Raw genomic sequence first — 24,956 nt, forward strand, 5'->3', positions numbered from 1 at the left:
ACGTTAAGCATTCACATAGACCCAATATTTTAAAACAATATAGCCAATCCATGGCATCGATGCGGCAACTAAGAGTATACAAAGTTCATCAGGGATAGTGAGTTGTTGACAAATTTCAGTAGTAACATAAATTATCAAGCAGTTTAGTAATGCTAATATAAAGTATTTTTTTAAGCTACTTAAAGAAAGTTTATGAGAGAAACTCCATTTTGTATTTAGTGTATAAGCTATTATAAAAGAAAGTAAAAATGCAAATGTGTTTGCTACGAATATGTCAAATAACAATAGCTTAACGCACATATATGCGATAAATATATGCGTTAGTGTATTAGCTATACCTACACAGCAAAATTTAATAAATTCCTTCCTAATAGTTATCATCTATTTAACTCTTTTTTTTCGTCATTACTCGTTTTTTTAGCTATTAAACTTATGGATAAACCTAAAGGGGCGGGGACAAATTTTAATAGCCAAGTTTCAAATCGAAATATATGAAACAAAAAGCTATTCAATAGTTCGTTGGGGGGCGAGGAGCCTGTAGGGGTAACCCTCCTCGTAACTTTGTCGAAAAAACGAGTTAGAACAGCTAAGGGTAACAATAAAAAGTTGAAATACTGTTTATGAACTACTTTAAATCCAGAACTTTCAACTTTTTTAACTAAATCATCTATTTTATAGCGGCGAAAATGATGTAGTTTAATATCGTGAGGACCAAACAATTGCGGAATAGATGGAACAGTAATAAGAATCTTTCCATTATTCTTTAAGCTATCATATAAAACTTTTAATGCATCAACATCTTCTTCTATATGTTCTAAAACATCAAAAAGGCAGACAACGTCAAATGCGTCGTTTGAAAACGGGTACTCGTAGGGGAGTGATCCTTTTATTATTTTTATATCTGTAACCGTCCTCGCAAGTTTGACCGCCTCATCATTCATTTCAATCGCGGTAACAGTGCCATAGTTTCCTAATAGCTCTAAATTACCTCCGACACCACAACCTACTTCAATAATAGATGAGTTGGTATCGGATAAAGTTTCATCTAATAATTTTTTAATAACTAAACGACGTCCTCTAAACCACCAATGGTTTTGCTGTTGTTTAAACATTTCGGTATAGCATGATAGTTCCATATCGGGGTTAATACTCCTTTTCAATTATATAAAGAGGTCTTTGCTTAGCTTCCATATATATTCGGCCAATGTACTCACCTAATATCCCAATTCCAATTAATTGAATTCCACCTAAAAATAAAATAATGACTATTAGTGAAGAGTAGCCAGGTACATCGATTCCAGAAAGCAAAGCTAGTGCTATGATAAACACTCCATAACAGAAAGATAGCAACGCAACTATTACGCCAATATATGTCCAGATTTTAAGTGGGATCGTGGAAAAACTGGTTATGCCCTCTATGGCTAAATTCCATAACTTCCAAAATGTAAATTTACTTTCACCATTTTCTCTACAAGGGCGCGCATAATTGATCGTTGACGATTTAAATCCAACCCAGGAGAATAAACCTTTCATGAATCGTTGAGTTTCTGGTAACTCATTAATATGATCGACAACCACTCGCCCCATCAAACGAAAATCACCAACGTTTTCTGGTATTTTATGGTCAGCCATTTTGTTATGAAAATAATAAAAACCTTTTGCAGTTAGACGTTTTAAATAGCTATCACTGTTTCTGTCTACTCTTTTAGCTAAAACAATTTGATACCCTTTTTGCCATTCATCGAGTAACTTTAAAACTAATTCTGGAGGATCTTGCATATCGACGTCTATCGGAATGACAGCGTCACCTTTGGCATATTTTAATCCTGCGGTTAACGCAGCCTCTTTGCCAAAGTTTCTAGAAAATGAAATAATTCGAATTTGTGGAGTATTACGTTTCTCTTCTCGTAACGTTCGCAAGGTTTCGTCATCTGAGCCGTCATCGATAAATAAAAATTCAAAGCCGACATTTTTGCATTGCATGACCTCTTTCATCTTTTTGATAAAAAGGCCTACACTTTGTTGTTCATTATAAACCGGACATACTATTGATATCATTTATCACTTCCTATGGGTAAATAAACATCGTAGGTTTTGCCACTGATGAAAGAAATTTGGTCACCACTATTGAAGTAGTGTCCTAATATTTTCTTAAGTTGTGGGTTTTTTTTAATAAAGCTTTCATATTTGAAGTTTTCAGTAAAGTAGGATGGCGATTCTGAGCTTTCAATAAATATAGCTTTTGGTTGATAATCCGAAATTTCTTTATAGATTTTATCCATTACTGGTAAAGTTATGTCGTTAATTTTTTGTATTTGGTCTTTAGTTAATTTTTCGGGGGCTCTTTGCATAGTATCAATGGCTGGGAGAGGCCAAAGTGCCGGGAATCCTGATACCCAATTGGCCTTTGTATAGTGTCTTATAAAGGTTGATGGCCAAACATTTGTTGAAAAAACGTAAACGTTCTGATTTGCGAAGTTTCGATTTATGTAATCAGCAGTATCTCGAAAAGAGTCAATTCCCAAAGACTGAAATGATGGTGCCTTTTCTTGTAGTAATTTAGCGACTACGTAACTTTTATTTATTAGGTGATAAGAAGAAAAAAGAATGAGAAAAGTAGCCAGGGTCATTAATGTTTTAGGTGAATTTAAAAATGATGAAATCTGTTTTAAATAAACAATCGTTGTAATGCCAAAACTGAATGTCAATAAAACAGAATGTGGAAGTAACTGATATGAATAGTGTGACTGCAATAAAAATACAAGGAGGCCGATAAAACTTAAATATAAAAAGTAGTGAATTAAATTACGCTCAATTTTATTCTTTATTGTAAAACTTACGGCTATCAAAAATAGCAATAGCAGTAGGTTTACTTCTAAATTGAAAAGTTCAATAGGAATTCCATAAGCCCAATACGTTGCAACGGCCAAGGGAACCATCTTAGGAATATAATTAGGTTCGAGTACAATCAGATAGAGATAAAAAAAACAGCTACAAATTGCAATTAAAGACGATTCTAAGGTGAGTAAATTTTTAACCACTGGTTTTTGAATAAACCTCCAAAGTTCTGCACCTATAAAAAACAAGATAAAATAAGGTTTTATGCAGATACCTATAGTTGCTGAAAATGCCACTATAGTTTTACTTTTAAAAGGTAAGGGGGGGGGATTTAACCCTTGAAAAAAAGTCGAAATAAAATACGGTAAAAGTAATATTATAGCTAGATGGTCTCGCTGACCGAAGTCGTATTGGGCACTTCCATAACAGCTAACAATAACAGCTATAAATAAGTAATACCTTTCGGTCGAGCTAAAATGACTTTGCTTAAAATAACTTACAAAATTAATGATAAAAGGTAGCGTCACGATAAATGCATATAGCTTTAGAGACAATACGCTTGAAAACTCGAACGCCTGATTTATAGCAACGACAGGTACCAACAAGTAAAAAATAATGGGAGGGTTTAACTCCATTATTTCCGAATAAAGTAATTTTCCTGCTAACCACTGTTCTGTTGCAGTGTAAAGCCAGCCAATATCATGATTTAAGTGTAGGGCTAGATTCGAAAATACATAATACAGGATAAGGCTAGCAAGACTTACTAACCTTATCCAATATATGAAACGTTTTATATCGAATGCGTTTGATTTTACAAATAATGCTTTACTAATCATTTTACCTTCATGATGTTCTTTTAAGGTGAGCAAATTGCCGGAAAATATTTGTCAATATCAGGTTTATAATGACTGCAGAGCTTTTCTTTCATGAAATGTTTAGGAGCCTTTCCGTCATAGTCATCAAATACAGAAATATGTCGCTCTGTTATATCAACTATAACAAATTGATTTAACTCGGGTATTAAGGCCAGTTGCCAGTTCTTGTATAAAATAGAACGGTGTATTTTTCCAAGTATCTCTTGGTAAGATTCTTCTTTAACAACAGAGTGTCCTTGCTCGTTTACAGTATAGTGGCCAATAGAGTTATAAATGACACTTTTAACATCGATATCACTATTGTTGAGTGACTTCATCGGTAAAGAAGACTCGACATAAATATAATTTTCTTCTGAGTCTATTGAAGAGACTATTGGTAGTAATCGACCTTCGGTTTGTTCGATTTCTATATCCACTTGTTTGGCGATGGTGGGAATAATATCGAGATTCGAAAATAAGCCATTATGAATTTTGCTCTTACTGACGCTTTGTCCTTTTTCATATTTAGCAAAAGCTAGCAAAATCTGTGATTGGCTATGGTCGAGGACGTTAGTTCCATGGCCATGAGAAGTTGATTTTATATATTCTACATTTGTCGTCATCTTATCTTTATCTAGAGCAAAACTCTCTCCATGGTCAGACACGACATAAACGAGCGCATTGTCCAAGTAGCCCTTGCTATTTAATTTATTCATTAAGTCAGCAAATTGATTATCTACTTGAGGTAGTAAAGATTGATACATAAAGTGTGTGTGATTGCCTTGCCATAGATCTTCGTTAACCTCGATAAAATTTTGAGATGTATATGGCCAATGCAACATACAAAAATGAATAGCTAAAAAGTTTGCTTGAGTCGGAGATAATTGCTCTAGAGCTGCGTCATTAAAGCTGTCGGGTTCAAAAGTCCTACCAACAGCGCGATTCATGTTGATAAATGGCAGGAAGTAATATCCAAATCGAGTATTGGTGAGAATGTTTAAAATTGGAAGATCGGAAGCGCTGTTTATTAAATTGTCTGTTATACCAAGTTTGGGGCCAACTATATTGTCGAAACCATAGCTTGTATCTATGCTGTTAAACCGTCTTTCATCTAATGCCCAAGTGGTGTTATACCCCTCATTTTTAATAGTATTTATGAAAGGTATATTTTTATTTACTAAATTATCTGGAGTTAGATTGAACCGCCCTCCATGTGAAATTGGATATTGGCTTTTCAGCAAGCTTAACCAAGAAACATAAGTTCTTGGGAATACGGTATAAGTTTTGTCAAAGACTTCAGCACTTGTGAGAAACTTATTTAGGTTAGGTAATAAATTGTGTTTGAACCCTTTGTGAGCTAGGTGATCCGGCCTTAATGCATCTACACCTATGATGATGATATTGGGTGTTTTATCTGATTTGAATTTGTTTTCTGGCGTATAAAAAAATGGAGGGGTCAAAAACAAACAGAGTAACGCACACCAAATAATAGCTTGTCTTTTAGTGTGATATTTATAAACGTTATAAACGAATAAAACGAGAATTGTTGTTGTTAAAAATGTAATAAGCGGAATAGAAGATAGCCAAGAAGTGCGCAGTATACCCAAAAGTGACGTGGGACTAACGTAAGCGTTAACGGCCAATACAGTCAGAAAATGAAGAGAACAAATATTAAACCAAACGAGTGTTTTAGCCGAATCATCAGAAAGTTTATTGAAAAAACACTTACAAGAAACCGTAATGACATATGCCCAAACTACATTAATGACTATAAATAGTGTAACAAAAATAATGACTTCTATGATAACTGCAAAATTAATGAGGTTCAGCACTTTTTCATTCGACAAAAGAGTCAGTATGGAAAAGTTTGATATGGGCTGTAATGAGCTTCTAAATGCTAAACAGCACACACTAAACAAGGCTATAAGAGCCAAGGTACGGAAAAATGTTCTTTTAATTGTTATCATTTTTACTCACTACTGATTTACTATTTGTAGACGATTCTTTGTTATCTTTATCTTTAGGTATTACAAACTTTTCAAATTCCGAAATCAGCTTACTCTCCTCTCGTGATGAAGGCCATTGACCTGATTTTATATATCGTTGTGCTGCAATATTTAATTCATCTTCGTCCTGAAAAATGGTCTCTTTAAAGGCGTAGTCCTGATAACCCAAATAAATTATCGGTCCCCAGATAATTGCCAATAGCGCAGTCAACAACGCTTTGTGAAAGTTTTTTTGACTCATTACCGTATCTCCTTACTTAGTAATACTCCGCCTAGCTTTAATCACATTGATAACGAATCTTAAAAAATAAGTTCAAGAAATTTTGGCTAGGTCATTATTCTTTTAGTGATCCTAGATTAGTTATGGATGGGCATTTTTGGCAATTACAGGGACGTATTTGTTCTAAACTTCGCAATTTCGTGTCAAACAATGCAATTTCGTGTTAAGCGAAACCCAAATTAGCCTCTAGTCTTAATCTGTCACTGTGCAAAAACAGTAACATTTGAACAGCAAGGATTGGTGCTTGCTGTTCTTATTTGAATTAATTTCAGGAGATGAATAGATGAATACTTTCAAAAAGTTAATGAAGGACTTTATTGAAGATGAGAGCGGTTTAACAACAGTTGAGTACGCAATAGCTGGAGCGCTAGTTGCAGGATCATTGGTTGTTGCATTTACTCAATTGGGGCAGGCAGTAGGCTCAACAATTAGTTGTTTAACAAGTGCTGTAGGTGGCGGTTCTACAAACTGTTAATCAGTGTATAGCTTACTAACTACGGTGCGTGGTGATGCTCGATTACGTAAAGTTAGCGATGATGTCAGTCATATTGCTAGTGTTTTTAATATCGTTTTATACGGATTTACGTTTTCGACGCATCCCAAACATCTTATGCATCGCTGCACTTTTTGTGGGGCTTGTGTTGCAATTCGTCTATAACGGTATATCTGGACTGGTAGACGGATTACTTTGCGTTGGGCTGGCTTTTCTAATCCTTTTTCCGTTTTTTGCATTACGGGTTCTCGGCGCAGGAGATGTCAAATTGATGATCGCTGTTGCCAGTATGATGAACACCGAATTCTTCTTATTGACGCTTGGTTATGGCATGGTCGTTGGTTTTTTTACCAGCGTACTGTTCGCTCTGTATAAACTGGGGTTCAAAAAATTGATAGCGATAATTCGTCATTACTTACGCTGTTTGTATTTGAGACAGTTTATTTTGAGTAACGATAATGGCCTTATGAAGCTTAAGGTGCCTTATGCACCCGCGTTGGCTCTTGGTTGGGTAATTGCTTGTAGTCAAAACGAAGAAGTATTGTTTTTAGTATCCGCATTTCGTTATCAGGTGGGAATTTAATTATGGGGCTGTTTAATTTCGGTAGGAAAAAGGAACTAAAAATTGAGGAGCCTAAGGCTATGACTCATGCCGCCGAAAATCAGTCTGATGTTCAGGTGGAGACAATGCCTGAAAGCTCTGAATCTGAAAGTAAAGGAACTGAATCTGAACCTAATGCAGATATTTCGTTATTTCAACACATCAGTAGCAGTGAAGTTCAGCAAGAAACGTCGCCATTATTTGAAAGCTTTCAAGAAACTAAAATCGTAGATAATTCGAACAGTAAATTAGTTCATTTAGCGCACTTAGCTCCTCGCCCAAAAGACATCAGTGATACCGGTTTATCCGAAAAAGTATTACTTGAAATATTAATAAAGGCTCTTTATAGCAATGGCGTTTGTACAATTCGAGAACTGGCAAAGTTTACCTGTCTTGCTGGCGGTATTCTGCAAACATTGATTGATATAGCTAAGCAAAAAAAATTAGTAGAGAATCATCAGGTTCAAAATAACCAAATGCGTTTCGGCTTAAGTCATATTGGTGAATTATCCGCTGAAAAAATGCTGGCCAAAGCAGGTTATCAGGGACCCGCACCCGTACCGTTGAATCAGTATGCGCAAATCGCGGTTAAGCAATCGAGCCGTAATCACCTAGTAACGAAAGAGTTGCTGATGAAGGTGTTTTCTAATTTAACCTTTTCTGATGAGTTATTGGAAAAAGTTGGCCCCTCACTAAATTCATTTAAACCCGTACTTATATACGGTGCTCCGGGTACAGGTAAAAGTTATTTCTGTCGTCACCTAAATTTGGTTTTTGGAGATACGGTACTAATTCCTTATTCGATCGAAGTCAATGGTGAAATCATCAGGATTTATGATCCTGAAATTCATCAGAAAGTGCCTGTCGAGCCTGCTGAGCCTGAAAACGGCGTATTGAGTTTAACCCAAGGATTTGACCCTCGCTGGGTATTGTGTCAGCGACCGTTAATTGTTACCGGTGGTGAACTTGATGCAGAAATGCTCGAAGTGCGATTTGATCCGCAAAATAAAACCTATAAAGCGCCACTGCAGTTAAAAGCTAATAACGGCATTTTGCTACTTGACGACCTTGGTCGTCAAAGAATAACGCCTAAACAACTGTTTAACAGATGGATAGTACCATTAGAGGAAAGAAGAGACTTCTTATCTTTGCAATCGGGGGCTCACTTTGAAATTCCATTTGAACTGATTATGTTGTTTTCTACCAACCTTTCTCCAACCGATTTGGTTGATGATGCCTTTTTGCGCCGTCTGGGCTACAAAATTCAATTCGAAGAACTTGCTGAATCTCATTATCGACAAATTTGGGAGCAAGAGTGTGAAAAGTTTGGATTGGTGGGTAATAGCGATGTTTTTGAATACCTTGTTAATCAATTACACAAAACCCACGGTAAGCCTTATCTACCATGTTATCCAAGAGATTTACTATCCATTATAAGTGATCAGGTCAAATACAAGGGGCTCAAAAATGACGTTAATTGCGAACTGTTAAATTTTGCCTGGACAAGCTATTTCGTTAGCGAATAACGATAATAATTGGGAGCAAACAAATGAACAAGAATGTATTGATATTTATATTACTATCCCTAGCTTTTGGAATTGCTGCGGTGTTTATTGCCCAAGATTGGTTGGATGCGAACAAAGTAGGAAATAGTGAAGAGGGTAAGAAGGCGGCAGTCGTCGTTACTTCAGCGTTGCCTGTGGGAACCATTATTGAAGCGAAGCACGTAAAAACTATGCAAGTGTCGGAAAAACTCCTGTCGGAAAAAAGCTTTACTAAAACTGAAGACGTCATTGGCTTAGTTGTTAAGAGTCAGCTTTATCCTAATGACATAGTTCGCAATGAGCGTGTTGCCGAGAAAGGGGCAGGTAGTGCATTAGCAAGCCTTATTGCCCCAAATATGCGTGCGATTAGTATTCGTGTAAATGATGTGGTTGGTGTTTCGGGCTTTATTCTGCCCGGAAATCGCGTTGATGTTTTGATGACTTCGAACCGCACTGGAACAGTACAAACAGAAGTTGTTTTGGAAAATATTAAGATTTTAGCGATTGACCAGCGAGCTTCATCAGATGAAAACAAACCAACGATAGTCAGAGCCGTTACTGTCGAAGTTGACTTAATGCAGGCAGAAGTTTTACTGAGCTCAAGAAACCAAGGGAGTTTGCAATTGGCATTGCGTAATCCAAATGATGAATCGCGCACTATTATCGCGAGTGATCCAGAGCCCGTTAAAGCTGAAGCAGAGATAGAGCAACCAGTAGAAACAGAAAAAGTTATAGCTGCAGTAGATTCTCGTAGAAAAGTCGAGGTGATAAAGGGAGTTAAACGAGAAACGGTGCAAACCACCAATTAATTAAGTTAGGACTATAACAATGAATATAAAACTAATCGTAGTGCCGTTTATTATGCTGACATTAAGTGTTTTTCTAGCAGAACAAGCGTATGCTGGCGGACCATTTAAGAAAGACGGTGATGTCGTCACTGTGCCCATTTTTAAATCAGATAGCCTGAGAGTCAAAGGTGATATTCAACGTATTTCAATTGGCAATCCAAATGTTGCCGATATTTTGATTTTGCGAAGTGATGAATTGTATATCTTGGGTAAAGCATTGGGTACCACAAATGTCATGCTTTGGGACGAAAACGACAAGCTTATAGATGTTATCAATTTACAAGTTACACATGATCTCAATAGCTTAAGAAAAAAATTCCATTACTACCTGCCAAGTGAAGAAATAGGCGTTGAAAGCTCGCAGGGGCAACTTGTGTTAAGTGGACAGTCTTCGTCTCTTGCAAAGATGGATCAAGCGGTGGAATTGGCCCGAGCATACGCTGAATCAGCAAAAAGTATTGGTGGTAAAAAAAGTGAAGTCCTCAACATGTTGAGCGTCGGTGGTGGTCACCAAGTGATGTTGGAAGTCACCGTAGCCGAAGTGCAAAGCGAAATTGCGAGAAAATTAGATTCAAAAATGTTGCTGACCTTTGACGGTTCAGATGGCTATGGCGGTGTGATCAGTGGTGGTGACTTTTGGGATGCCTTAAACGTGGGGCCTGCTCTGAGCAAAGGCTTCTTTGGTACTTACCTTGATGGTGACATGTTATTTCAATTTGCTTTTGATGTTGCCAAGCAACATGGCCTTGCGAAGATTCTTGCCGAACCAAACATTACCGCACTAAGTGGGCAAAAGGCTGAATTTTTATCAGGTGGAGAATTTCCCATTCCTGTTCCGGGGGGAAGTAATAACGGCACAACAATTCAATATCGTGATTTTGGTGTCGGGGTAAGCTTTGTACCAACCGTGTTAGATTCAGGAAAAATTAATTTAAACCTAAATGTGTTAGTGAGTGAATTAAGTACCGCAGCCGCAGTACAACTCGTTCCTGATGGCACAAGCTCACGCTTTAATATTCCCTCTATCGTCAAACGTTCAACGTCTACAACCGTTGAACTAGGCGACGGACAAACTATTGCTATTGGCGGTTTGATCAGCGACACCTTAAGAGAAACCGTCGATAAGATTCCCGGGCTTGGTGATATTCCGATTCTTGGTCAGTTGTTTAAAAGTCAACAGTTCCAAAAATCACAAACCGAGTTGGTCATTATGGTAACACCTCGTCTAGTTCGCCCGTTTAATAAGAAGAGGGTTGTACTGCCCACGGACGGTTTTGTTCCAGCTAACGATTTGGAGTTTTACTTATTAGGTAAAATGACAGACAAGAAACAGCCCGAAAGCTTAGATGTAGCGCCAAATGAAATGGAATATAGCAGTAATGATGTGTTGCCAGATAACGGTGGTACACAATCATCTTATGGTCATGAAATTCAAACAGAGGAAGGAAAATAATGAAAAATATCCTTATCTTGTTGTTAAGCGCAACCCTATTTAGTGGCTGCAGCACCGTACCTGAATATCCTATTTCCGGTACCTACGCAAAAATTAATGAAATGCAAATTCTTGACCCAATGGCGCCTGATAATAACAACGGTATCGTCAATGAGCTAGATGGAAATTATGGTAAGAAAGCAATGAATGCTTATAAAGAATCAACCTACACATCCAAAGAAGGGCGGACCAATACTAGTGCAAAAGAGGTTGGCAACTAGTTGATAATGAGAGAAATATTTGATCGAGGTGAATGATGTTAGAGAGAGGTCAGTCGATTTTTAAACAGAGGGGTAACATCTTGGTGTTGTTCACCTTAGGTATTTTCGTCATTTTAGGTATGGCCGCGTTAGCCCTTGATGGCGGGCATATCATGCTTAACAAAAACCGACTGCAAAACTATGTTGATGCGGCCGCTTTGCATGCGGCAAAAACATTAGATACTGGCGGAAGTCATGCAGAAGCTCGATCTGCAGTGGTCGAAATGTTGACGACTAATCTGGCCCATGGTGACGCATTTGAAATTGCTAACGGTGTCTCGCCGTTGCCGGCACCCGGCACCGTACTAACTAGCAATACAATAACCGCACAGGTGAGCGTCGATTTCTCTTTACGCCCAGATCCTTTTACCAGCAGTACAGATACCGCAGCTCGTTATGTCATGGTTCGCGTTATTGATGTGGAGTTGAATGGTTTCTTTGCTGGTTTATTTGGTTTAGATAAAGAAGTTTCAGCTTCAGCAGTAGCTGGTCCGAGTACCGCAATTACATTCTGCTCTAATGACTTAGTGCCGATGATGATTTGTGGAGATTCATCGCAAACAGCCGAAACTAACTTTGGCTTGGGCGCAGGTGAGCTATTGGCACTTAAAATTGACGCTGATCCTAATTCCCCCATAGGACCAGGTAATTTTCAATTAATCGAACTAGATGGGTTAAGTGGCGCTAACGATTTACGCTATGCCATGGCTGGAGCAGACGCGAGTGAGTACTCATGTTTTTCGCCTGGTGTTGGCAATGCAAGCGTACCGACCCAGCCGGGTAATGTAGTTGGTCCTGTTGCCGACGGCCTCAATACTCGGTTTGGTGATTACCACGGTACGATGAAGGGGGAAGAAACTAGCTACCCAAGAGATCAAAATAATTGTGAAGGTAACCTGATTGATTTTGATGAGGATGGCAATGTTGTTATACCTCAGAAAGATAATGACGACGGTACGACATCAGATGACTACTATACCTATCAAAATTATTTGGATGATATTAGCGCACAAGCCTGTAATACCTCTTCAACGTATATTCGGCAAGGAGACTATATCGATCCGGATAGTAACAATACCGTAAAACCTCATCGCCGTGAAATACGGGTTGTTATAGGTGACTGTGGTGACGGTTCCATCAATGGTTCAAATAATGTCGACTTTTTAGGCTTTGGTTGTTTTTTCCTTACTCAACAAGTTGCACACACTGGAAACGAAGCCTATGTGGTTGGAGAGTTCAATGAAGTCTGCTCTGGCACTGGCACGCCATCAGGTGTCGCGGAAGATAATCCAGGCCCATACACGATAGTTCTTTACCACGTACCAGGAAGTACTACATCATGATACGTCAGAGGAGCTTCGCCAAAAATATTGAAAGGCAGCAAGGTTTGGCCGCAATAGAGTTTACTTTAATTTTACCTTTGCTGCTGTTTTTCACCTTTGTGGTCGCTGAGTTTTCACGTTTGTTGTATCAGTATAATGCCTTAAATCACATTGCCCGAGATGCTTTGCGTTATGCCATAAATGATGCAAGAGATGGCTCGACGGGAAATGTATCAACAACGAATATTGCTGCCGAATCAAGAAATATTGCTATGTATGGAGGGCTTACTGCTAGCGGTATCTTATTACCTAATTTAGCGGCTACTGATTTTGTTTTTACAGATGCGGTGGGTACGGATGGGGAGTTTATTACCTTAACGGTAACCTATGATTGGCAGCCGTTGATTTTTAGCCAGTTGCCTTTGTTTGTCTCTGCTAACCGTATCGACATGACATTTCCTCTCGTTGTGCGTTATACCATGAGAGCGTTATAAGATGAATGTACGCAACAAAGTTAAAGGTTTGTATACGGTAGAATTTGCCATTGTTGGTAGCGTATTTTTACTTTTGTTTTTTGCGGCAATAGAAATTTCTCGTTTGATGTTTACATGGAATGTTTTAACCGAAGTATCAAGACGCGCAGCCAGAGTCGCAACAGTGTGTAATTTACTCACCGACAATACAGATATCACGTCAATACCGGTAGCCACGTCACCACCTTCAGGTGTCACCAGTGCAGCGATTGCAGGCGTGGAGAACATTATCCCAAACTTGAGTGCAGCTAATATCAGAATTTCATATTTAACGCGGACGGGCGCCAATGCATCTTCGTTGTCTACGCTGAATTTGGTTCGAGCCGAAATCATTAATTATCAACATGACCTGCTGATCCCTGGTCTGTTTATCACTCTGAACTCACCAACGTTTAGTACAACGTTACCAGCTGAGAGTTTAGGGGCAACCCGATGGGGATATACAACGTGTTAACAGAAAACATTATTTATTGTGAGGGTCTCATTAGCACAGAATTTTAATACCGAGGATGCGATGAAAAATAAAGTACGTAAATTGTCTGATTGGCAAGAAAATAATAAAGGCTTGAGTCAACCAAAAGTGATAAAGGAAAAATCAATAATGTCTTTACCTGTATTAATCGAATCACTATTTGTTTGCGCTGACCCGAATTTACGAGTGACTGCAGAAACCTTTTTACAGCAAATTAAAAACCTAAAGGTAAGCTATGACAGCCAGCTAAATACTACTAATAAAGACTATCAAGTGGTCTTTATCGCCCATATAGGGAATGAAAATGAGACTAGACGTAATCTAGAACGTGCTAGCAATGCAGGCTATCCAATTGTATTAATTGCTGAAAATATTTCTCAAGAAATTATGAAGCAGGCGATTTCTCTTAAAGTGCAAGATGTATTATCGGTGACTGAATTTGAGAAGGAAGCCTTTAACTCACTCAAAAAAATAAGCGATGAGATCTTAAGTCAAGTTGAATTAGCGCCGGTCATTTCAATTATCAATGGCAAGTCTGGCAGTGGTGCTAGTTTTATTGCCAACTGTATGGCACAACTCGTCGCAGAAGGCAGTAGTAATAATAAAAATATTGCAGTTTTAGATGGTGATTTACAATTTGGCACCTTGGCGGATAGTATGGGGTTTAGCCCCGATTACTATTTAGACCAGGCGCTACAAGATGCGGATGAGCTAGATTCTACTGCGGTTAAAGCCATGATGTGCCATCGTGATAACCTTAGTCTTCTACCGGTAAAATCCTTTTCTCAGTTAAACGAGTTGAGTCATATCGATCAGCTGCAGCTATCCCAACTAATACACAAAATTCGCTCTTGCTACTCTTATTTGTTATGTGACTTATCTCGAGGGTTAGAGCGTTTTTCATTCAATGTTTTGGATGTATCCGATTCAATTTTTATTGTTGTGCAGCAGAATATTGTCAGTATTAGACAAGCCAAGGCGCTTGTTAAACAATTGACCGAACGATTAGGTATTCCTAAACACAAGATTTCGATTCTGCTTAATCGCTACTCTAGCAAGTATAGCACAATCGGCGCTAAAGACGTCGCAGAGGCAACCGGCGTAGAGTCGGTTTTCATTATCGAAAACGACCACCAGTTTGCCAATGCCTGCACCGATTTAGCCAAAACCGTCAAAGACATCGCCAACTCAAAAGTCATTAGACAAAATATTCGCACGGTTATTGCAGAAGCAACACCTGTTGCATGTGCAGAGCAACAAGCCACAGGCAGTTTTTGGTCATTCTTTAAGAGGGATAGGTAAATGGAAATGGTCTCAGAAAATTACTTTGAGTCATTAAGTGTACAAGACTTACAAGTAAAACAAGAACTATATAATCAACTATTAAAAATGATGGATTTGTCGGTATTAGAAACAATGGATTCTGCCAATGCCAAAGAACAAATTACCGAAGCTTGTAACCAGTTACTTAACGAAACATCTCGACCATTAAACTTGTCGGTACGCCAGAAAATTATCAAGCTTATTATCGATGAAATATTAGGTCTTGGTCCATTAGAAACCTTGTTTGCTGATCCGACAATCTCCGATATCTTGGTGAATAATTACGACAACATCTTTGTTGAAAGGCACGGCAAACTCGAACGAGTACCAGTGCAATTCTACGACAATAATCACTTGCTCAATATCATTGATCGCATCGTATCCGGCGTTGGTCGTCGTATCGATGAGTCGTCTCCTATGGTCGATGCTCGCTTAAAAGATGGCTCTCGTGTTAACGCAATTATTCCGCCACTGGCATTAGATGGCCCTTCACTTTCTATTCGCCGTTTCACCGTTGAAAAACTTAAAGCGCGTCAATTAATTGAATATCGCTCTATGAGTGAAGAGATAGGCAAATTGATCCAAGCTGCTGTGCACGGCAAATTGAATGTATTAATTTCTGGTGGTACCGGCAGTGGCAAAACAACACTCCTAAATATTTTATCCGGCTATATACCATCAGATGAGCGCATCATTACCATTGAAGACTCTGCTGAGTTACAACTGCAACAACCACATGTTGTCAGACTGGAAACGCGTGTTGCCAATATAGAAGGTAAGGGGGAGGTGTTACAACGTGATTTGGTAAAAAACTGTTTGCGTATGAGACCGGATCGTATCGTTATTGGTGAGGTACGTGGTGCGGAGGCTATCGACATGTTAGCAGCTATGAATACTGGTCACGAAGGTTCACTAACCACCTTACACGCTAACAGTCCGCGTGACGCACTAAGTCGATTAGAAAATATGGTTTGTATGAGCGGTCTTGAGATGCCTGTTCACAATATTCGTGCACAAATTGCGTCTGCGATCGACTTGGTCGTGCAACTGCAACGCCAAGAAGATGGTAAGCGCCGTATTACGAGTGTTTCAGAAATAAATGGGATGGAAGGAGATGTGATAACCATGTCGGAGATATTTACTTTTCAACGTCGCGGCAAATCAGAAGATGGGGAAATCTTAGGCGAATTTAAAGCGACAGGTGTTGTTCCTAATTTCCACAAACAAATTCTGCTTAAGGGGATAGATTTGCCTCATTCTGTATTTGGTGTAGATATCGAAACCATCAATTTCTAGGAGAAACGTATGAGTACCGAATTAACCTTCCTGTTATTGATTTTTGGTGCGGTGATATTCATGTCACAAACCTTGCTAGTGTCAGTATACAGCCCGCAACGGGCTAAAACCAAAATGCTGAAAAACAAGTTAAAAGATTTGGCAGACTCTGGCGATACACAACTCGACTTGATAAAAGCGAAACGGTTGGAAAAGTTACCTCCAGCACTTCGCTACATTGAAGCTGAAACCTTTGTCGGTGAGATTACTTCCAAACTGGAAATGGGAGGTTCTAAACTATTTGGCTATCAATATATTTTATTTACTCTACTTATTATCGCTGTTGTTTCACCGTTGGTGTGGACGTTTACTCGAGATTGGATATTTGTGGTAGCGGTTGCTGCCATTATTTGTTTTGGCGCATACGTTAAATTAAACCGTGATATCACAAAGCGTTTTGAAAAAATTGAAGAGCAATTTCCCGAAGCATTAGATGTTCTTAAACGTGGTTTACAGGCAGGTTATGCATTTTCAGAGGCATTAAAACTTGTGTGTGAGGAATCTCAAGGTGAATTAGCCTACGAGTTCAATTTAATGTTTCATCAAATCAACTTTGGTAATGACATTAAAACCGCACTGTATAATTTTGTAAATCGCGTTCCTATTACTTCAGCGATGGCATTTGCCAGTGCAGTTAGTATCCAAAAAGAAACCGGTGGTAATCTCGCAGAGAAAATTGAAACGCTATCTCGGGTGATCCGACAGCGATTCAATTTTAAGAGAAAGGTTAAGACTTTGTCCGCCGAGGGGCGTTTATCGGCATGGATATTGGTTTTAACTCCGTTTTTTTTATTTGCCATGCTACATCTTGTTTCACCGGGATATTTAACTCAATTGGTGGCTTCTGAGGAAGGTATTGATCTATTGAAATTTGGTCTGATCAGCATGATGGTGGGTATTTATTGGATCAGCAAACTTATTCAGATCGAGGTTTAGTATGGACTATTTACTGTCACTAATTCGTCAATACACAGATGATCAACAAACGGTGCAAATCATATTTTATACTGTTACGGGGCTGGCTGGAGTTACGTTAGCTGCAGCAATTAGTTTGCTAGTTTCCGGTGTCTATTCACCATTGAAAGTGCAATTGCAACGTCTTAAAAATGGTGAGAAAGAGCCGGTGTCAAGACATGAAGGTTTCACCAAGTCATTGGAGCATACGCTTGATAAATCAAGTTGGTTACCGGCAAAAATGGGTGGTGATAGTGAAAGTAAAACGTTATTAATCCATGCCGGTTATCATAATGAAAATGCTTTAAAAATTTATAATGCCATAAAGCTTTTCTTACTTTTAGCTGCAGGGATTGGCGCGTTAACTGTGTTACAATATCTACCAAACATGTCATCAACAGTACAATTTTATATTGTCCTGTTGATTGTCGGTTTAGGCTATATCTTACCTGGTCTTGTTCTTACCCATCTTGCCAACAAACGCATGAATGGTTTTCGGAAATTTTTCCCCGATGCGTTGGATTTGCTGGTGGTCTGTTGTGAGTCTGGTTTGGGGTTACTTGAAGCATTTCAGCGCGTCAGTAAAGAGATGGAATTTTCTCATCCAGAGCTATCTCATGAGTTAGCGTTAGTGTGTCGCAAAGTTCGTGTTGGTTATTCGATGCAGGAAGCATTGCATGAATTCTCTTATCGAACAGGCCTTGAGGACATACGTGGCTTAAACTCCGTGATCGTACAAAGTTTACGTTTAGGCACGGGGATTGCTGATACATTACGAGTATATGCGGATGAGTACCGTGACAAACGGTTGCAAGCTTCTGAAGAAAAGGCGGCTAAGCTTGCTACTAAGATGTTGTTTCCTATGCTTTTTTGTATTTGGCCGTCATTTTTTATTGTTGCCGTAGGACCTGCTATATTAAAAGTGATGAGTGTTTGGGATAGAGCATTTTAATAAAGCATGGTGGAGTACATATGCATAAGTTTCAAAAAATACTAAAAACAATGTTGGTGATATTTATAATGACAGGGTTATTTGCTTGTCAGTCGATTGAAGAGTCGCCAACCTCAATGCAACAGTATGCAAGACAAGATTTATTGGGTGACGAGAAAACTACTACTCACCTGACAGCTAAAACCTTTGAAAGTGCTTTTGAGCTTGCACAGAAATCCGAAAATTCTGATGACCTAGAACAAGCCCTGTATTACTACATTCAATGTCTAGAATTTCAGCCTGATAACGCTGAGGTGTTGTATCGAATAGCAAGAATCCACGATCGCGCAGGCAATCGTAAAATTGCCACTCGAGCCTACAGAGAAGCTCTGCTAAATGATAATACAATGGTCATGGCGCATAAAGCGCTAGGGATTATTGAGGTTGCAAATGGCAATTTTGAACGTGGTAAGAGTCACTTGTTGCAAGCCATATTTCACGATCAAAAACGTCTAGAAAGCCTTGGTGCGACAAAGGAAATGGGGTCTTTTGTCCCTGACTTGGAATCTCCTATTGAAGCCTATAATGTAATAGGTGTTTTAGAAGACATGGAGAGAAACTTTGGATTAGCGAGAACCTATTATCAACTCGCTCTGAAGGCTAACCCAAGAACCGCTAACATTCTGTCAAATATCGGTTACTCCTACTATCTCTCTGGTGAATTAGTCCTAGCTGAAAGGTATTTCAAAAAAGCTATTAATATCAATAATACATTTGAAAGAGCTTGGACTAACTTGGGGCTGGTCTATGCACGGAAAGGTCAATATGATAGGGCCATTAAAACGTTTAAACAGGTCATGCCTGAACATGATGCTTATAACGATCTCGGATATTTTGTTCTACTCGAGGGGCGCGTAGAAGAGGCCGAATACTTTATTAAAAAGGCAATTAGCCTTTCACCTAAGTATTTTGAAAAGGCCAATGTAAATTTAGAAAAAGTAGAGATGAAAAAGCGCGAACTTAAACTGGATAAAGAGTCAGTTCCGGAAGTTACCACGGGAGCAATATCCTTGCAACAGAGTAATTCGAATGACATGTCTGAAACTGACATTGTTGTGTCTGCAGACACAACAATGGTAAATACGGGTCAATAAAATAATTTAAAAGAGAGTAACTGTGATAGCTGTGAATAAAGGCGAGTTATTGATATCGGAACTAGAACGCAACGAGTTTGGTTCCATTGTGCAAAGAACCATAGCAACCGATATACAAATTGTTGAATTAACGCATAAGAATTTTTCTGCGACTATATCTCTTTACGGCGGTCAGGTATTGAGTTGGAAGCCAAATAAACAACGAGATGTCTTTTGGCTTAGCAAGAGAACGTTTTACGAAAAAGGCAAGGCGATTCGTGGAGGTATTCCTTTATGTTGGCCTTGGTTTGGTGCTCATAAAGACGCTGGCAATCACGGTTTTGCTCGTAATGTCAACTGGCAGTTGGATAACTTCTCTGTAGATTCAAGGGCAATTACCATAAAACTTAGTCTAGAGGGAGAACAGGCGTACAACGTTTGGCCTTATAAGTACCGCGTGGTGCAAACTATAGTCATTTCAGACACATTTTCACAGTCTCTCGTCGTACAAAATTTGAGCGACAGGGTGTTTCAATTTAATGGCGCATTGCATAGCTATTTTCAAGTAAGTGATCCAGCTAATGTTGCTGTACCAGGATTAAATAGTCATTTTTATGATGATAAAATTAGCTCATATCTAAACTGCCCCCCGCGTGATGTACTTGATTGTACTGGGCCAATCGACAGAATTTATCACAGTGATGCATCGGTTACGCTGTTCGATAAAGTATGGAAGAGAGCAATCGAAATTAATAAGTCGAATTGTCCACAGTGGGTGTTATGGAATCCGGGCAAAGACATCGCTTTATCAATGGACGATATTCATCAACTAGGAGAAAACGAATTTGTTTGTCTTGAAGCTGCGAACACGAACGGTGTTACGGTGAATCCAGGAAAATCCGCGGAGCTTTTTCAAGAAATACAAGTTTATAACCTCTAAAAAACTATATGATTTAGTCGGTTAAGCTGGTTTGATTTGAACGGGCTAGTTTACCCGCAAATGATTTAACAAAATTTGATGAGTAAATGGAATTTTTAAGTAAAAACCGCGCGGCAAGGTCATAAACGGTTTGCCGTGCTTATCAAATGCTTGGGTTTTCGCTTTTGAGTTGGCGGCTTTGGGCCTCAGTTGCATGACTTGACCGACTCTGGCGTTAATTTTTTCTACTTCGCCCATGGCAATCATATCGGTCAGTTCTTGCCAATCTTGTGACAACAACAGATCTTCCTCGGCATTTGGTTGCCATAAAAACGGTGTACAGACAATGCGCTCTCGAATAGGAATGTGACGTTCCGATATTATTGGTACCCACAGCACTTTTTTTAATTTGTTGCACACGTGGCTACTTTGCCAGGTTTCGCCAACAAAGCCGGTGAGAGGGGCGACGCAGACAAAAGTGGTTTCCAGTGGTTTTCCGCTAGCGTTAATGGGCAGGGTTTTTAATTCAATACCCAAATCGGGAAAGTCGGGTAATGGCAATGAACCGGCATGAGCGCCCAACACAGTTTCCAGTAATAACCCAATCCAGCCTTTTTCCCGGTTTAGATTATCAGGCACCGCAATGCCGTGTTGTTCAGCGAGTTCGCCCAAGCTACTACCGGCAATAGCATCGGCGTTTTTAAGTAATTGCTGCTCACTAGTGGGAATACGAGTCATAAAGCCTGTTTTGTTATTTAAGCGAGTATTGTTCGCTATTATGTCGCGATTGACAAAAAATATAAATTCTTTGTGTGATTATTTGCTCAAACGACAACTTTGTGGAACAATCAATTTTAACAGCAACGTTTGAACGGGAGTTCTTGTGATTGATGCCGACGGCTATCGCGCCAATGTTGGCATAGTAATTACAAATGGTAAAGGCCAGGTTTTTTGGGCCAGACGCTATAATCAGCACTCGTGGCAGTTTCCGCAAGGCGGTGTCGACGAGGGTGAAACAGCTGAACAAACCATGTATCGGGAATTGTATGAAGAAGTAGGTTTAAAGCCTCACCAAGTCGAAGTGGTCGCTACCTCTAAACACTGGTTAAAATATCGATTGCCCAAACGCTTGATCCGTCACGACAGCAACCCTGTTTGTATCGGACAAAAACAAAAATGGTTCTTGTTAAAGCTCACCTGCGCTGATGAGGATGTTAACTTATTGCATTCATCACACCCTGAGTTTGATGATTGGCGATGGGTTAGTTACTGGTATCCAGTACGACAAGTGGTATCATTTAAACGCGATGTGTATCGTCGGGTGATGAAAGAGTTTATTCCCATGGCTTTGCCAAAAGGACAATTTACTGGGGTCGACGTACCCAACAGTAAAGTGAAAAAAACGAATCACTCACGCCGCAACCATCGACGTCGTAAAGCCAAAAGTTAAAATGTAGTTACTTTGCCTTCACAACAAAAACCACGCTTGTCGTGGTTTTTTCTTTATCATTACTATACAACTCATGCTCGATACAGTTAAGTTGCTGATTTTAAATAACAACTAAAATAGTTTATACTTAGTCGCAAAACGGATGAAAACAACTCGCTACGACCGTACCGTATCGCTGTACGACACCAATCAACAAGAGATAGTATGTTAACCACCTTACGCCGCATAGTTTTGTCATTTTCACAGCAGCCAGAGCTAGATGCGGCGTTAGATAATATGGTGAGTGACGTCAAGCGAGCAATGAACACTGACTGTTGTTCAATTTACTTAGTCGACTACCAGAAACAGCACTTTGTGTTAATGGCCTCAGACGGTTTAGCCAAAGCGTCTCTAGGGCGCACCACCATTGAATTTTCAGAGGGGCTGGTTGGCTTAGTGGGGCAACGCGAAGAACCGATAAACGTGGCCAATGCACGTTCTCATCCGCGTTTTAAGTACGCACCAGAAGTACAAGAAGACGACCTCAATGCCTTTTTGGGCACGCCCATCATTCATCAGCGCAAAGTGTTAGGGGTTATTTCTGTACAGCAACGCAAAGCACGTCAATTTAATGAAACCGAAGAAGCGTTTTTAGTGACATTGGCCGCTCAGCTCGCGGTCGTTATTGCCAATATTGAAAGTAAAGAAGTCTTAAGTCGCAACAAAAACCAACAAAACCGACAAATTATTCAAGGGGTTCCGGCATCACCTGGTTTGGTTATTGGGCCGTTATACGTAAGTTACCCTGAAGCATCTTTAGCGGGCGTTAACTTAGTAAAAACAGACAACGCCGGTAAACAAGCTAAGCTGCTGAGCCGAGCGGTGGCAAAAACCAAGCAAGATTTATTGCAAATGAGCGAGCGGATGCGCGGGGTCATTGCCGACGACACGCTTGATATATTTGAGATGTATCGACACTTGCTTGAAAGCGCCAGTTTAAGTGATGAGATTTTCGCCAAAATAGAGCAGGGCTGGTCAGCCCAAAGTGCGCTTAAGTTAGTGATTGAGCAGTACGTGCTGCAATTTGAGGCGGTAGAAGATGCTTATATCCAAGAGCGCGCTACCGATATTAAAGACTTAGGTAATCGGGTACTGTTTCATTTACAACAACAAAACCAAGTCACTGAACCCGTTCCTACAGGCAGCATTCTTGTTGCTGACGAGGTAACCGTATCATTATTGGCGCAAACGCAAAACAAAGGCGTTAAAGCGATAATCTCCTTAAAAGGTTCAACGAACTCGCATGCGGTTATTCTCGCAAGGGCCTTAGGCATACCGGCGATTGTTGCCGTAGGTGATGTCCCGCTGTCGCTATTTATTGACAAACAAGCGATTATCGATGGTTATTCAGGACAAATTTATCTCTCACCCGATGTCGCAACACTCAAAGAATACCAACTGTTGGTCAAGGAAGAGTCCGAGCTACAGCAATTAATTGCCAAAGATGCGCATTTACCGGCAGTGACGTTAGACGGTCGGACGGTACAGGTATTGTTAAATGCGGGACTGAGTTCGCAATTTAACGAATCAATCAAAAATGGTGCATCGGGTATTGGCTTGTATCGCACAGAAGTGCCGTTTATGGAACGCGCCTGTTTTCCCTCTGAGCACGAACAAATAGACTGGTATAAACGCGTGTTGCAATTGTTTCCACGCCAGTCGGTGGTTATGCGTACACTTGACGTCGGCGGCGATAAAGCGCTGTCGTATTTTCCCATAAGCGAAGACAATCCGTTTTTGGGATGGCGCGGCATCCGCATCACGTTAGATCACCCTGAAATATTTCTCGTACAAGTCAGGGCGATGCTAAAAGCAAATATTGGCATCGGCAATCTCGAAATCATGCTGCCGATGGTGTCTAGATTAAGCGAAGTGGATGATGCTATTAGGTTGATAAATCAGGCCTATTTCGAGGTGGCTAATGAAACTCAACAGGAAATTGAAAAGCCTAAAATCGGTATCATGATCGAAGTGCCATCACTGATTTTTCAGCTTGGCGAACTCGCTGAAAAAGTTGACTTCTTTAGTGTCGGCAGTAACGATCTCACGCAGTATTTACTGGCTGTTGATCGCAACAATGTGCGCGTTGCAGCGCTTTATGATGCGTATCACCCTGCCGTACTGCGAGCGCTGAAAATGATTGCTGATCAGGCGCAACAGAGTCAAATAGAGCTCAGCTTGTGCGGCGAGTTGGCCAGTGAACCAGGTGGAGCATTACTGCTCATGGCCATGGGCTACGATAAACTCAGCATGAGTTCGCACAGCGTGATTAAAATTAAGTGGTTAATCCGCAATGTTAATTATCACCAATCACAACACATATTAGCCCAGTGTTTGGCGCTGCAAAATGCTCACGATGTGCATACGTACCTCAATGCCCAACTCGAATTATTAGGGTTAGGTGGTTTTGTTCGTGCAGGTAAATAATTTGCCGACTATGGTTAACATAGCAGTGCGGTATTTGTCGGTAACCAAGTTGATTGACACAAGAGTGCCATACTCTTTGCCAATCTCGCGATAGTTATACAAGGTCATGTTTCTCTCAGTCTTTTTAGTTTGTATGTTTATAGGCACGCTCGTCGGCTTCCTCGCCGGTTTACTCGGCATAGGTGGTGGCTTGATCATTGTGCCTGCGCTCGCATTTTTACTACCCAAATTTGGTGTTGCCAAAGATATTGTCATGCCCATTGCTCTGGCCTCTTCACTGGCATCTATTGTAATCACCTCGTCCATGGCGGCATTTAATCACCATAAGCTCGGCAACATACCGTGGAAAATTGCCAAGAAGCTGATGCTGTATGTGGCAATAGGCGCCGTTATAGGCGCAAATCTCGCCGACTTACTATCGGCAAAACAGTTAAAAGCAATATTTGCCACCTTTGTGATCATGTTAGCGACTTATATGTTATTTTCGATTCGGCGAGTATCACAACGCGATTTACCCTCTGATCGGGCGTTGAAGTCTACATCTGCGTTTGCCGGTGTCATTGCCAGCTTGATGGGCATCAGTGGCGGCGCTATTTTGGTGCCGTATTTAACCTATTGTGGTATGAATTTGCTACATGCGATTGGTATATCTACCGCATGTGGCATGATAGTATCGCTTTTTGGCACAATGGCGTTTATGATAGCAGGACTTGATAACCCAAATTTACCCGAGTGGAGTTTGGGCTACATTTATTGGCCTGCCGTGCTTGGTATTACCTCAACGTCAACAATATTAGCGCGTTACGGGGTGAAATTAGCAAGTCGCCTACCAGTAAAAACAATAAAAAAAGTGTTTGCCGCCTTCTTAATTATCGTGGCAATAAGAATGATGTTTTAAAACG

25 protein-coding genes are annotated in these 24,956 nt (G+C 40.0%); 18 read left to right on the forward strand and 7 right to left on the reverse strand.

The window, feature by feature from the left end; all coding sequences use genetic code 11:
• Positions 1 to 3: 3 nt before the first annotated feature.
• From ACAY30_RS04710 to ACAY30_RS04735, 6 genes are read right to left on the reverse strand one after another with little or no spacing between them, the layout of a single operon-like run.
• Positions 4 to 381, reverse strand: a complete 378-nt coding sequence (locus ACAY30_RS04710; RefSeq protein ID WP_353958575.1) for a GtrA family protein — start codon at positions 379 to 381, stop codon at positions 4 to 6.
• A complete protein-coding gene (locus tag ACAY30_RS04715) occupies positions 378 to 1,136 on the reverse strand; it encodes a bifunctional 2-polyprenyl-6-hydroxyphenol methylase/3-demethylubiquinol 3-O-methyltransferase UbiG (RefSeq protein ID WP_290250593.1) in 759 nt (252 codons plus the stop codon). The genes ACAY30_RS04710 and ACAY30_RS04715 overlap by 4 nt, the downstream gene beginning before the upstream one ends.
• A gap of 7 nt (positions 1,137 to 1,143) precedes the next feature.
• Positions 1,144 to 2,058, reverse strand: coding sequence for a glycosyltransferase family 2 protein (locus ACAY30_RS04720; RefSeq protein WP_290250592.1), 915 nt, complete (start codon positions 2,056 to 2,058; stop codon positions 1,144 to 1,146).
• On the reverse strand, positions 2,055 to 3,674 hold the full coding sequence (locus ACAY30_RS04725) for a hypothetical protein (protein ID WP_290250591.1): 1,620 nt from the start codon (positions 3,672 to 3,674) through the stop codon (positions 2,055 to 2,057). The genes ACAY30_RS04720 and ACAY30_RS04725 overlap by 4 nt, the downstream gene beginning before the upstream one ends.
• 20 nt (positions 3,675 to 3,694) lie before the next feature.
• Positions 3,695 to 5,659 carry a sulfatase-like hydrolase/transferase gene (locus ACAY30_RS04730; RefSeq protein WP_290250590.1) on the reverse strand — a complete coding sequence of 655 codons (1,965 nt, stop codon included), beginning with the start codon at positions 5,657 to 5,659 and terminating at the stop codon, positions 3,695 to 3,697.
• Entirely contained in the window at positions 5,646 to 5,939 is a 294-nt protein-coding gene (locus ACAY30_RS04735; RefSeq protein WP_290250589.1) for a hypothetical protein, read from the reverse strand. Before ACAY30_RS04735 ends, ACAY30_RS04730 begins: the two co-directional genes overlap by 14 nt.
• 322 nt (positions 5,940 to 6,261) lie before the next feature.
• Here ACAY30_RS04735 and ACAY30_RS04740 point away from each other — a divergent pair, with 322 nt between their 5' ends.
• The 15 genes from ACAY30_RS04740 to ACAY30_RS04810 all read left to right on the forward strand — a co-directional run bounded on the left by ACAY30_RS04740 (position 6,262) and on the right by ACAY30_RS04810 (position 20,159).
• Positions 6,262 to 6,453 (forward strand): Flp family type IVb pilin, encoded by a 192-nt coding sequence (locus tag ACAY30_RS04740; protein ID WP_290250588.1) that lies wholly within the window; start codon positions 6,262 to 6,264, stop codon positions 6,451 to 6,453.
• A gap of 61 nt (positions 6,454 to 6,514) precedes the next feature.
• Entirely contained in the window at positions 6,515 to 7,054 is a 540-nt protein-coding gene (locus ACAY30_RS04745) for a prepilin peptidase (RefSeq protein ID WP_371190247.1), read from the forward strand.
• A 2-nt stretch (positions 7,055 to 7,056) separates the two neighbouring features.
• Positions 7,057 to 8,598 (forward strand): AAA family ATPase, encoded by a 1,542-nt coding sequence (locus ACAY30_RS04750; protein WP_290250587.1) that lies wholly within the window; start codon positions 7,057 to 7,059, stop codon positions 8,596 to 8,598.
• 23 nt (positions 8,599 to 8,621) lie between these two features.
• On the forward strand, positions 8,622 to 9,425 hold the full coding sequence (cpaB, locus tag ACAY30_RS04755; protein WP_290250586.1) for a Flp pilus assembly protein CpaB: 804 nt from the start codon (positions 8,622 to 8,624) through the stop codon (positions 9,423 to 9,425).
• Positions 9,426 to 9,444: 19 nt separating this feature from the next.
• The gene (locus ACAY30_RS04760; RefSeq protein WP_290250585.1) at positions 9,445 to 10,917 is read left to right on the forward strand and encodes a type II and III secretion system protein family protein; all 1,473 of its coding nucleotides are present in this window, start codon (positions 9,445 to 9,447) and stop codon (positions 10,915 to 10,917) included.
• Positions 10,917 to 11,177, forward strand: a complete 261-nt coding sequence (locus ACAY30_RS04765; protein WP_290250584.1) for a hypothetical protein — start codon at positions 10,917 to 10,919, stop codon at positions 11,175 to 11,177. Before ACAY30_RS04760 ends, ACAY30_RS04765 begins: the two co-directional genes overlap by 1 nt.
• 32 nt (positions 11,178 to 11,209) lie before the next feature.
• The gene (locus ACAY30_RS04770; protein ID WP_290250583.1) at positions 11,210 to 12,559 is read left to right on the forward strand and encodes a TadE/TadG family type IV pilus assembly protein; all 1,350 of its coding nucleotides are present in this window, start codon (positions 11,210 to 11,212) and stop codon (positions 12,557 to 12,559) included.
• A gap of 44 nt (positions 12,560 to 12,603) precedes the next feature.
• Positions 12,604 to 13,032: a TadE/TadG family type IV pilus assembly protein gene (locus tag ACAY30_RS04775; RefSeq protein WP_290250582.1), complete on the forward strand. Its 429-nt coding sequence runs from the start codon at positions 12,604 to 12,606 to the stop codon at positions 13,030 to 13,032.
• Position 13,033: 1 nt separating this feature from the next.
• A complete protein-coding gene (locus ACAY30_RS04780) occupies positions 13,034 to 13,525 on the forward strand; it encodes a TadE/TadG family type IV pilus assembly protein (protein WP_290250581.1) in 492 nt (163 codons plus the stop codon).
• A 60-nt stretch (positions 13,526 to 13,585) separates the two neighbouring features.
• Positions 13,586 to 14,845, forward strand: a complete 1,260-nt coding sequence (locus tag ACAY30_RS04785; protein WP_290250580.1) for an AAA family ATPase — start codon at positions 13,586 to 13,588, stop codon at positions 14,843 to 14,845.
• Positions 14,846 to 16,162, forward strand: a complete 1,317-nt coding sequence (locus ACAY30_RS04790; protein ID WP_290250579.1) for a CpaF family protein — start codon at positions 14,846 to 14,848, stop codon at positions 16,160 to 16,162.
• A gap of 9 nt (positions 16,163 to 16,171) precedes the next feature.
• Positions 16,172 to 17,137 carry a type II secretion system F family protein gene (locus ACAY30_RS04795; RefSeq protein WP_290250578.1) on the forward strand — a complete coding sequence of 322 codons (966 nt, stop codon included), beginning with the start codon at positions 16,172 to 16,174 and terminating at the stop codon, positions 17,135 to 17,137.
• 1 nt (position 17,138) lies between these two features.
• A complete protein-coding gene (locus tag ACAY30_RS04800; RefSeq protein WP_290250577.1) occupies positions 17,139 to 18,107 on the forward strand; it encodes a type II secretion system F family protein in 969 nt (322 codons plus the stop codon).
• A gap of 20 nt (positions 18,108 to 18,127) precedes the next feature.
• On the forward strand, positions 18,128 to 19,240 hold the full coding sequence (locus ACAY30_RS04805; protein WP_290250576.1) for a lipopolysaccharide assembly protein LapB: 1,113 nt from the start codon (positions 18,128 to 18,130) through the stop codon (positions 19,238 to 19,240).
• A 22-nt stretch (positions 19,241 to 19,262) separates the two neighbouring features.
• Complete coding sequence (locus ACAY30_RS04810) at positions 19,263 to 20,159, forward strand: D-hexose-6-phosphate mutarotase (protein ID WP_290250575.1); 897 nt, start codon at positions 19,263 to 19,265, stop codon at positions 20,157 to 20,159.
• 45 nt (positions 20,160 to 20,204) lie between these two features.
• On the opposite strand, the gene mutH is transcribed toward ACAY30_RS04810, so the two are convergent.
• Positions 20,205 to 20,876 carry a DNA mismatch repair endonuclease MutH gene (mutH, locus tag ACAY30_RS04815; protein ID WP_290250574.1) on the reverse strand — a complete coding sequence of 224 codons (672 nt, stop codon included), beginning with the start codon at positions 20,874 to 20,876 and terminating at the stop codon, positions 20,205 to 20,207.
• Positions 20,877 to 21,021: 145 nt separating this feature from the next.
• Here mutH and rppH point away from each other — a divergent pair, with 145 nt between their 5' ends.
• The 3 genes from rppH to ACAY30_RS04830 all read left to right on the forward strand — a co-directional run bounded on the left by rppH (position 21,022) and on the right by ACAY30_RS04830 (position 24,952).
• On the forward strand, positions 21,022 to 21,588 hold the full coding sequence (gene rppH / locus ACAY30_RS04820) for an RNA pyrophosphohydrolase (RefSeq protein ID WP_290250573.1): 567 nt from the start codon (positions 21,022 to 21,024) through the stop codon (positions 21,586 to 21,588).
• Positions 21,589 to 21,792: 204 nt separating this feature from the next.
• Entirely contained in the window at positions 21,793 to 24,054 is a 2,262-nt protein-coding gene (ptsP, locus tag ACAY30_RS04825) for a phosphoenolpyruvate--protein phosphotransferase (protein ID WP_290250572.1), read from the forward strand.
• A 133-nt stretch (positions 24,055 to 24,187) separates the two neighbouring features.
• Positions 24,188 to 24,952, forward strand: a complete 765-nt coding sequence (locus tag ACAY30_RS04830) for a sulfite exporter TauE/SafE family protein (RefSeq protein ID WP_290250571.1) — start codon at positions 24,188 to 24,190, stop codon at positions 24,950 to 24,952.
• The last annotated feature ends 4 nt before the right edge of the window (positions 24,953 to 24,956 follow it).

Origin of the sequence: Thalassotalea ponticola, from assembly GCF_041379045.1 — a bacterium.
In the GTDB taxonomy this organism is placed as follows: Bacteria; Pseudomonadota; Gammaproteobacteria; order Enterobacterales; family Alteromonadaceae; genus Thalassotalea_A; species Thalassotalea_A ponticola.

What these genes read in the sequence shown, in the direction of transcription:
- ACAY30_RS04770 (WP_290250583.1), top strand. Translation starts at nt 11,210, where the DNA reads ATGATGTTAGAGAGAGGTCAGTCGATTTTTAAACAGAGGGGTAACATC.
- ACAY30_RS04720 (WP_290250592.1), bottom strand. Translation starts at nt 2,058, where the DNA reads ATGATATCAATAGTATGTCCGGTTTATAATGAACAACAAAGTGTAGGC.
- ACAY30_RS04730 (WP_290250590.1), bottom strand. Translation starts at nt 5,659, where the DNA reads ATGATAACAATTAAAAGAACATTTTTCCGTACCTTGGCTCTTATAGCC.
- ACAY30_RS04760 (WP_290250585.1), top strand. Translation starts at nt 9,445, where the DNA reads ATGAATATAAAACTAATCGTAGTGCCGTTTATTATGCTGACATTAAGT.
- ACAY30_RS04735 (WP_290250589.1), bottom strand. Translation starts at nt 5,939, where the DNA reads ATGAGTCAAAAAAACTTTCACAAAGCGTTGTTGACTGCGCTATTGGCA.
- ACAY30_RS04805 (WP_290250576.1), top strand. Translation starts at nt 18,128, where the DNA reads ATGCATAAGTTTCAAAAAATACTAAAAACAATGTTGGTGATATTTATA.
- mutH (WP_290250574.1), bottom strand. Translation starts at nt 20,876, where the DNA reads ATGACTCGTATTCCCACTAGTGAGCAGCAATTACTTAAAAACGCCGAT.
- ptsP (WP_290250572.1), top strand. Translation starts at nt 21,793, where the DNA reads ATGTTAACCACCTTACGCCGCATAGTTTTGTCATTTTCACAGCAGCCA.
- ACAY30_RS04785 (WP_290250580.1), top strand. Translation starts at nt 13,586, where the DNA reads ATGAAAAATAAAGTACGTAAATTGTCTGATTGGCAAGAAAATAATAAA.
- ACAY30_RS04740 (WP_290250588.1), top strand. Translation starts at nt 6,262, where the DNA reads ATGAATACTTTCAAAAAGTTAATGAAGGACTTTATTGAAGATGAGAGC.
- ACAY30_RS04750 (WP_290250587.1), top strand. Translation starts at nt 7,057, where the DNA reads ATGGGGCTGTTTAATTTCGGTAGGAAAAAGGAACTAAAAATTGAGGAG.
- ACAY30_RS04725 (WP_290250591.1), bottom strand. Translation starts at nt 3,674, where the DNA reads ATGATTAGTAAAGCATTATTTGTAAAATCAAACGCATTCGATATAAAA.
- ACAY30_RS04715 (WP_290250593.1), bottom strand. Translation starts at nt 1,136, where the DNA reads ATGGAACTATCATGCTATACCGAAATGTTTAAACAACAGCAAAACCAT.
- ACAY30_RS04800 (WP_290250577.1), top strand. Translation starts at nt 17,139, where the DNA reads ATGGACTATTTACTGTCACTAATTCGTCAATACACAGATGATCAACAA.
- ACAY30_RS04710 (WP_353958575.1), bottom strand. Translation starts at nt 381, where the DNA reads ATGATAACTATTAGGAAGGAATTTATTAAATTTTGCTGTGTAGGTATA.
- ACAY30_RS04795 (WP_290250578.1), top strand. Translation starts at nt 16,172, where the DNA reads ATGAGTACCGAATTAACCTTCCTGTTATTGATTTTTGGTGCGGTGATA.
- ACAY30_RS04780 (WP_290250581.1), top strand. Translation starts at nt 13,034, where the DNA reads ATGAATGTACGCAACAAAGTTAAAGGTTTGTATACGGTAGAATTTGCC.
- ACAY30_RS04790 (WP_290250579.1), top strand. Translation starts at nt 14,846, where the DNA reads ATGGAAATGGTCTCAGAAAATTACTTTGAGTCATTAAGTGTACAAGAC.
- ACAY30_RS04745 (WP_371190247.1), top strand. Translation starts at nt 6,515, where the DNA reads ATGTCAGTCATATTGCTAGTGTTTTTAATATCGTTTTATACGGATTTA.
- cpaB (WP_290250586.1), top strand. Translation starts at nt 8,622, where the DNA reads ATGAACAAGAATGTATTGATATTTATATTACTATCCCTAGCTTTTGGA.
- ACAY30_RS04830 (WP_290250571.1), top strand. Translation starts at nt 24,188, where the DNA reads ATGTTTATAGGCACGCTCGTCGGCTTCCTCGCCGGTTTACTCGGCATA.
- ACAY30_RS04765 (WP_290250584.1), top strand. Translation starts at nt 10,917, where the DNA reads ATGAAAAATATCCTTATCTTGTTGTTAAGCGCAACCCTATTTAGTGGC.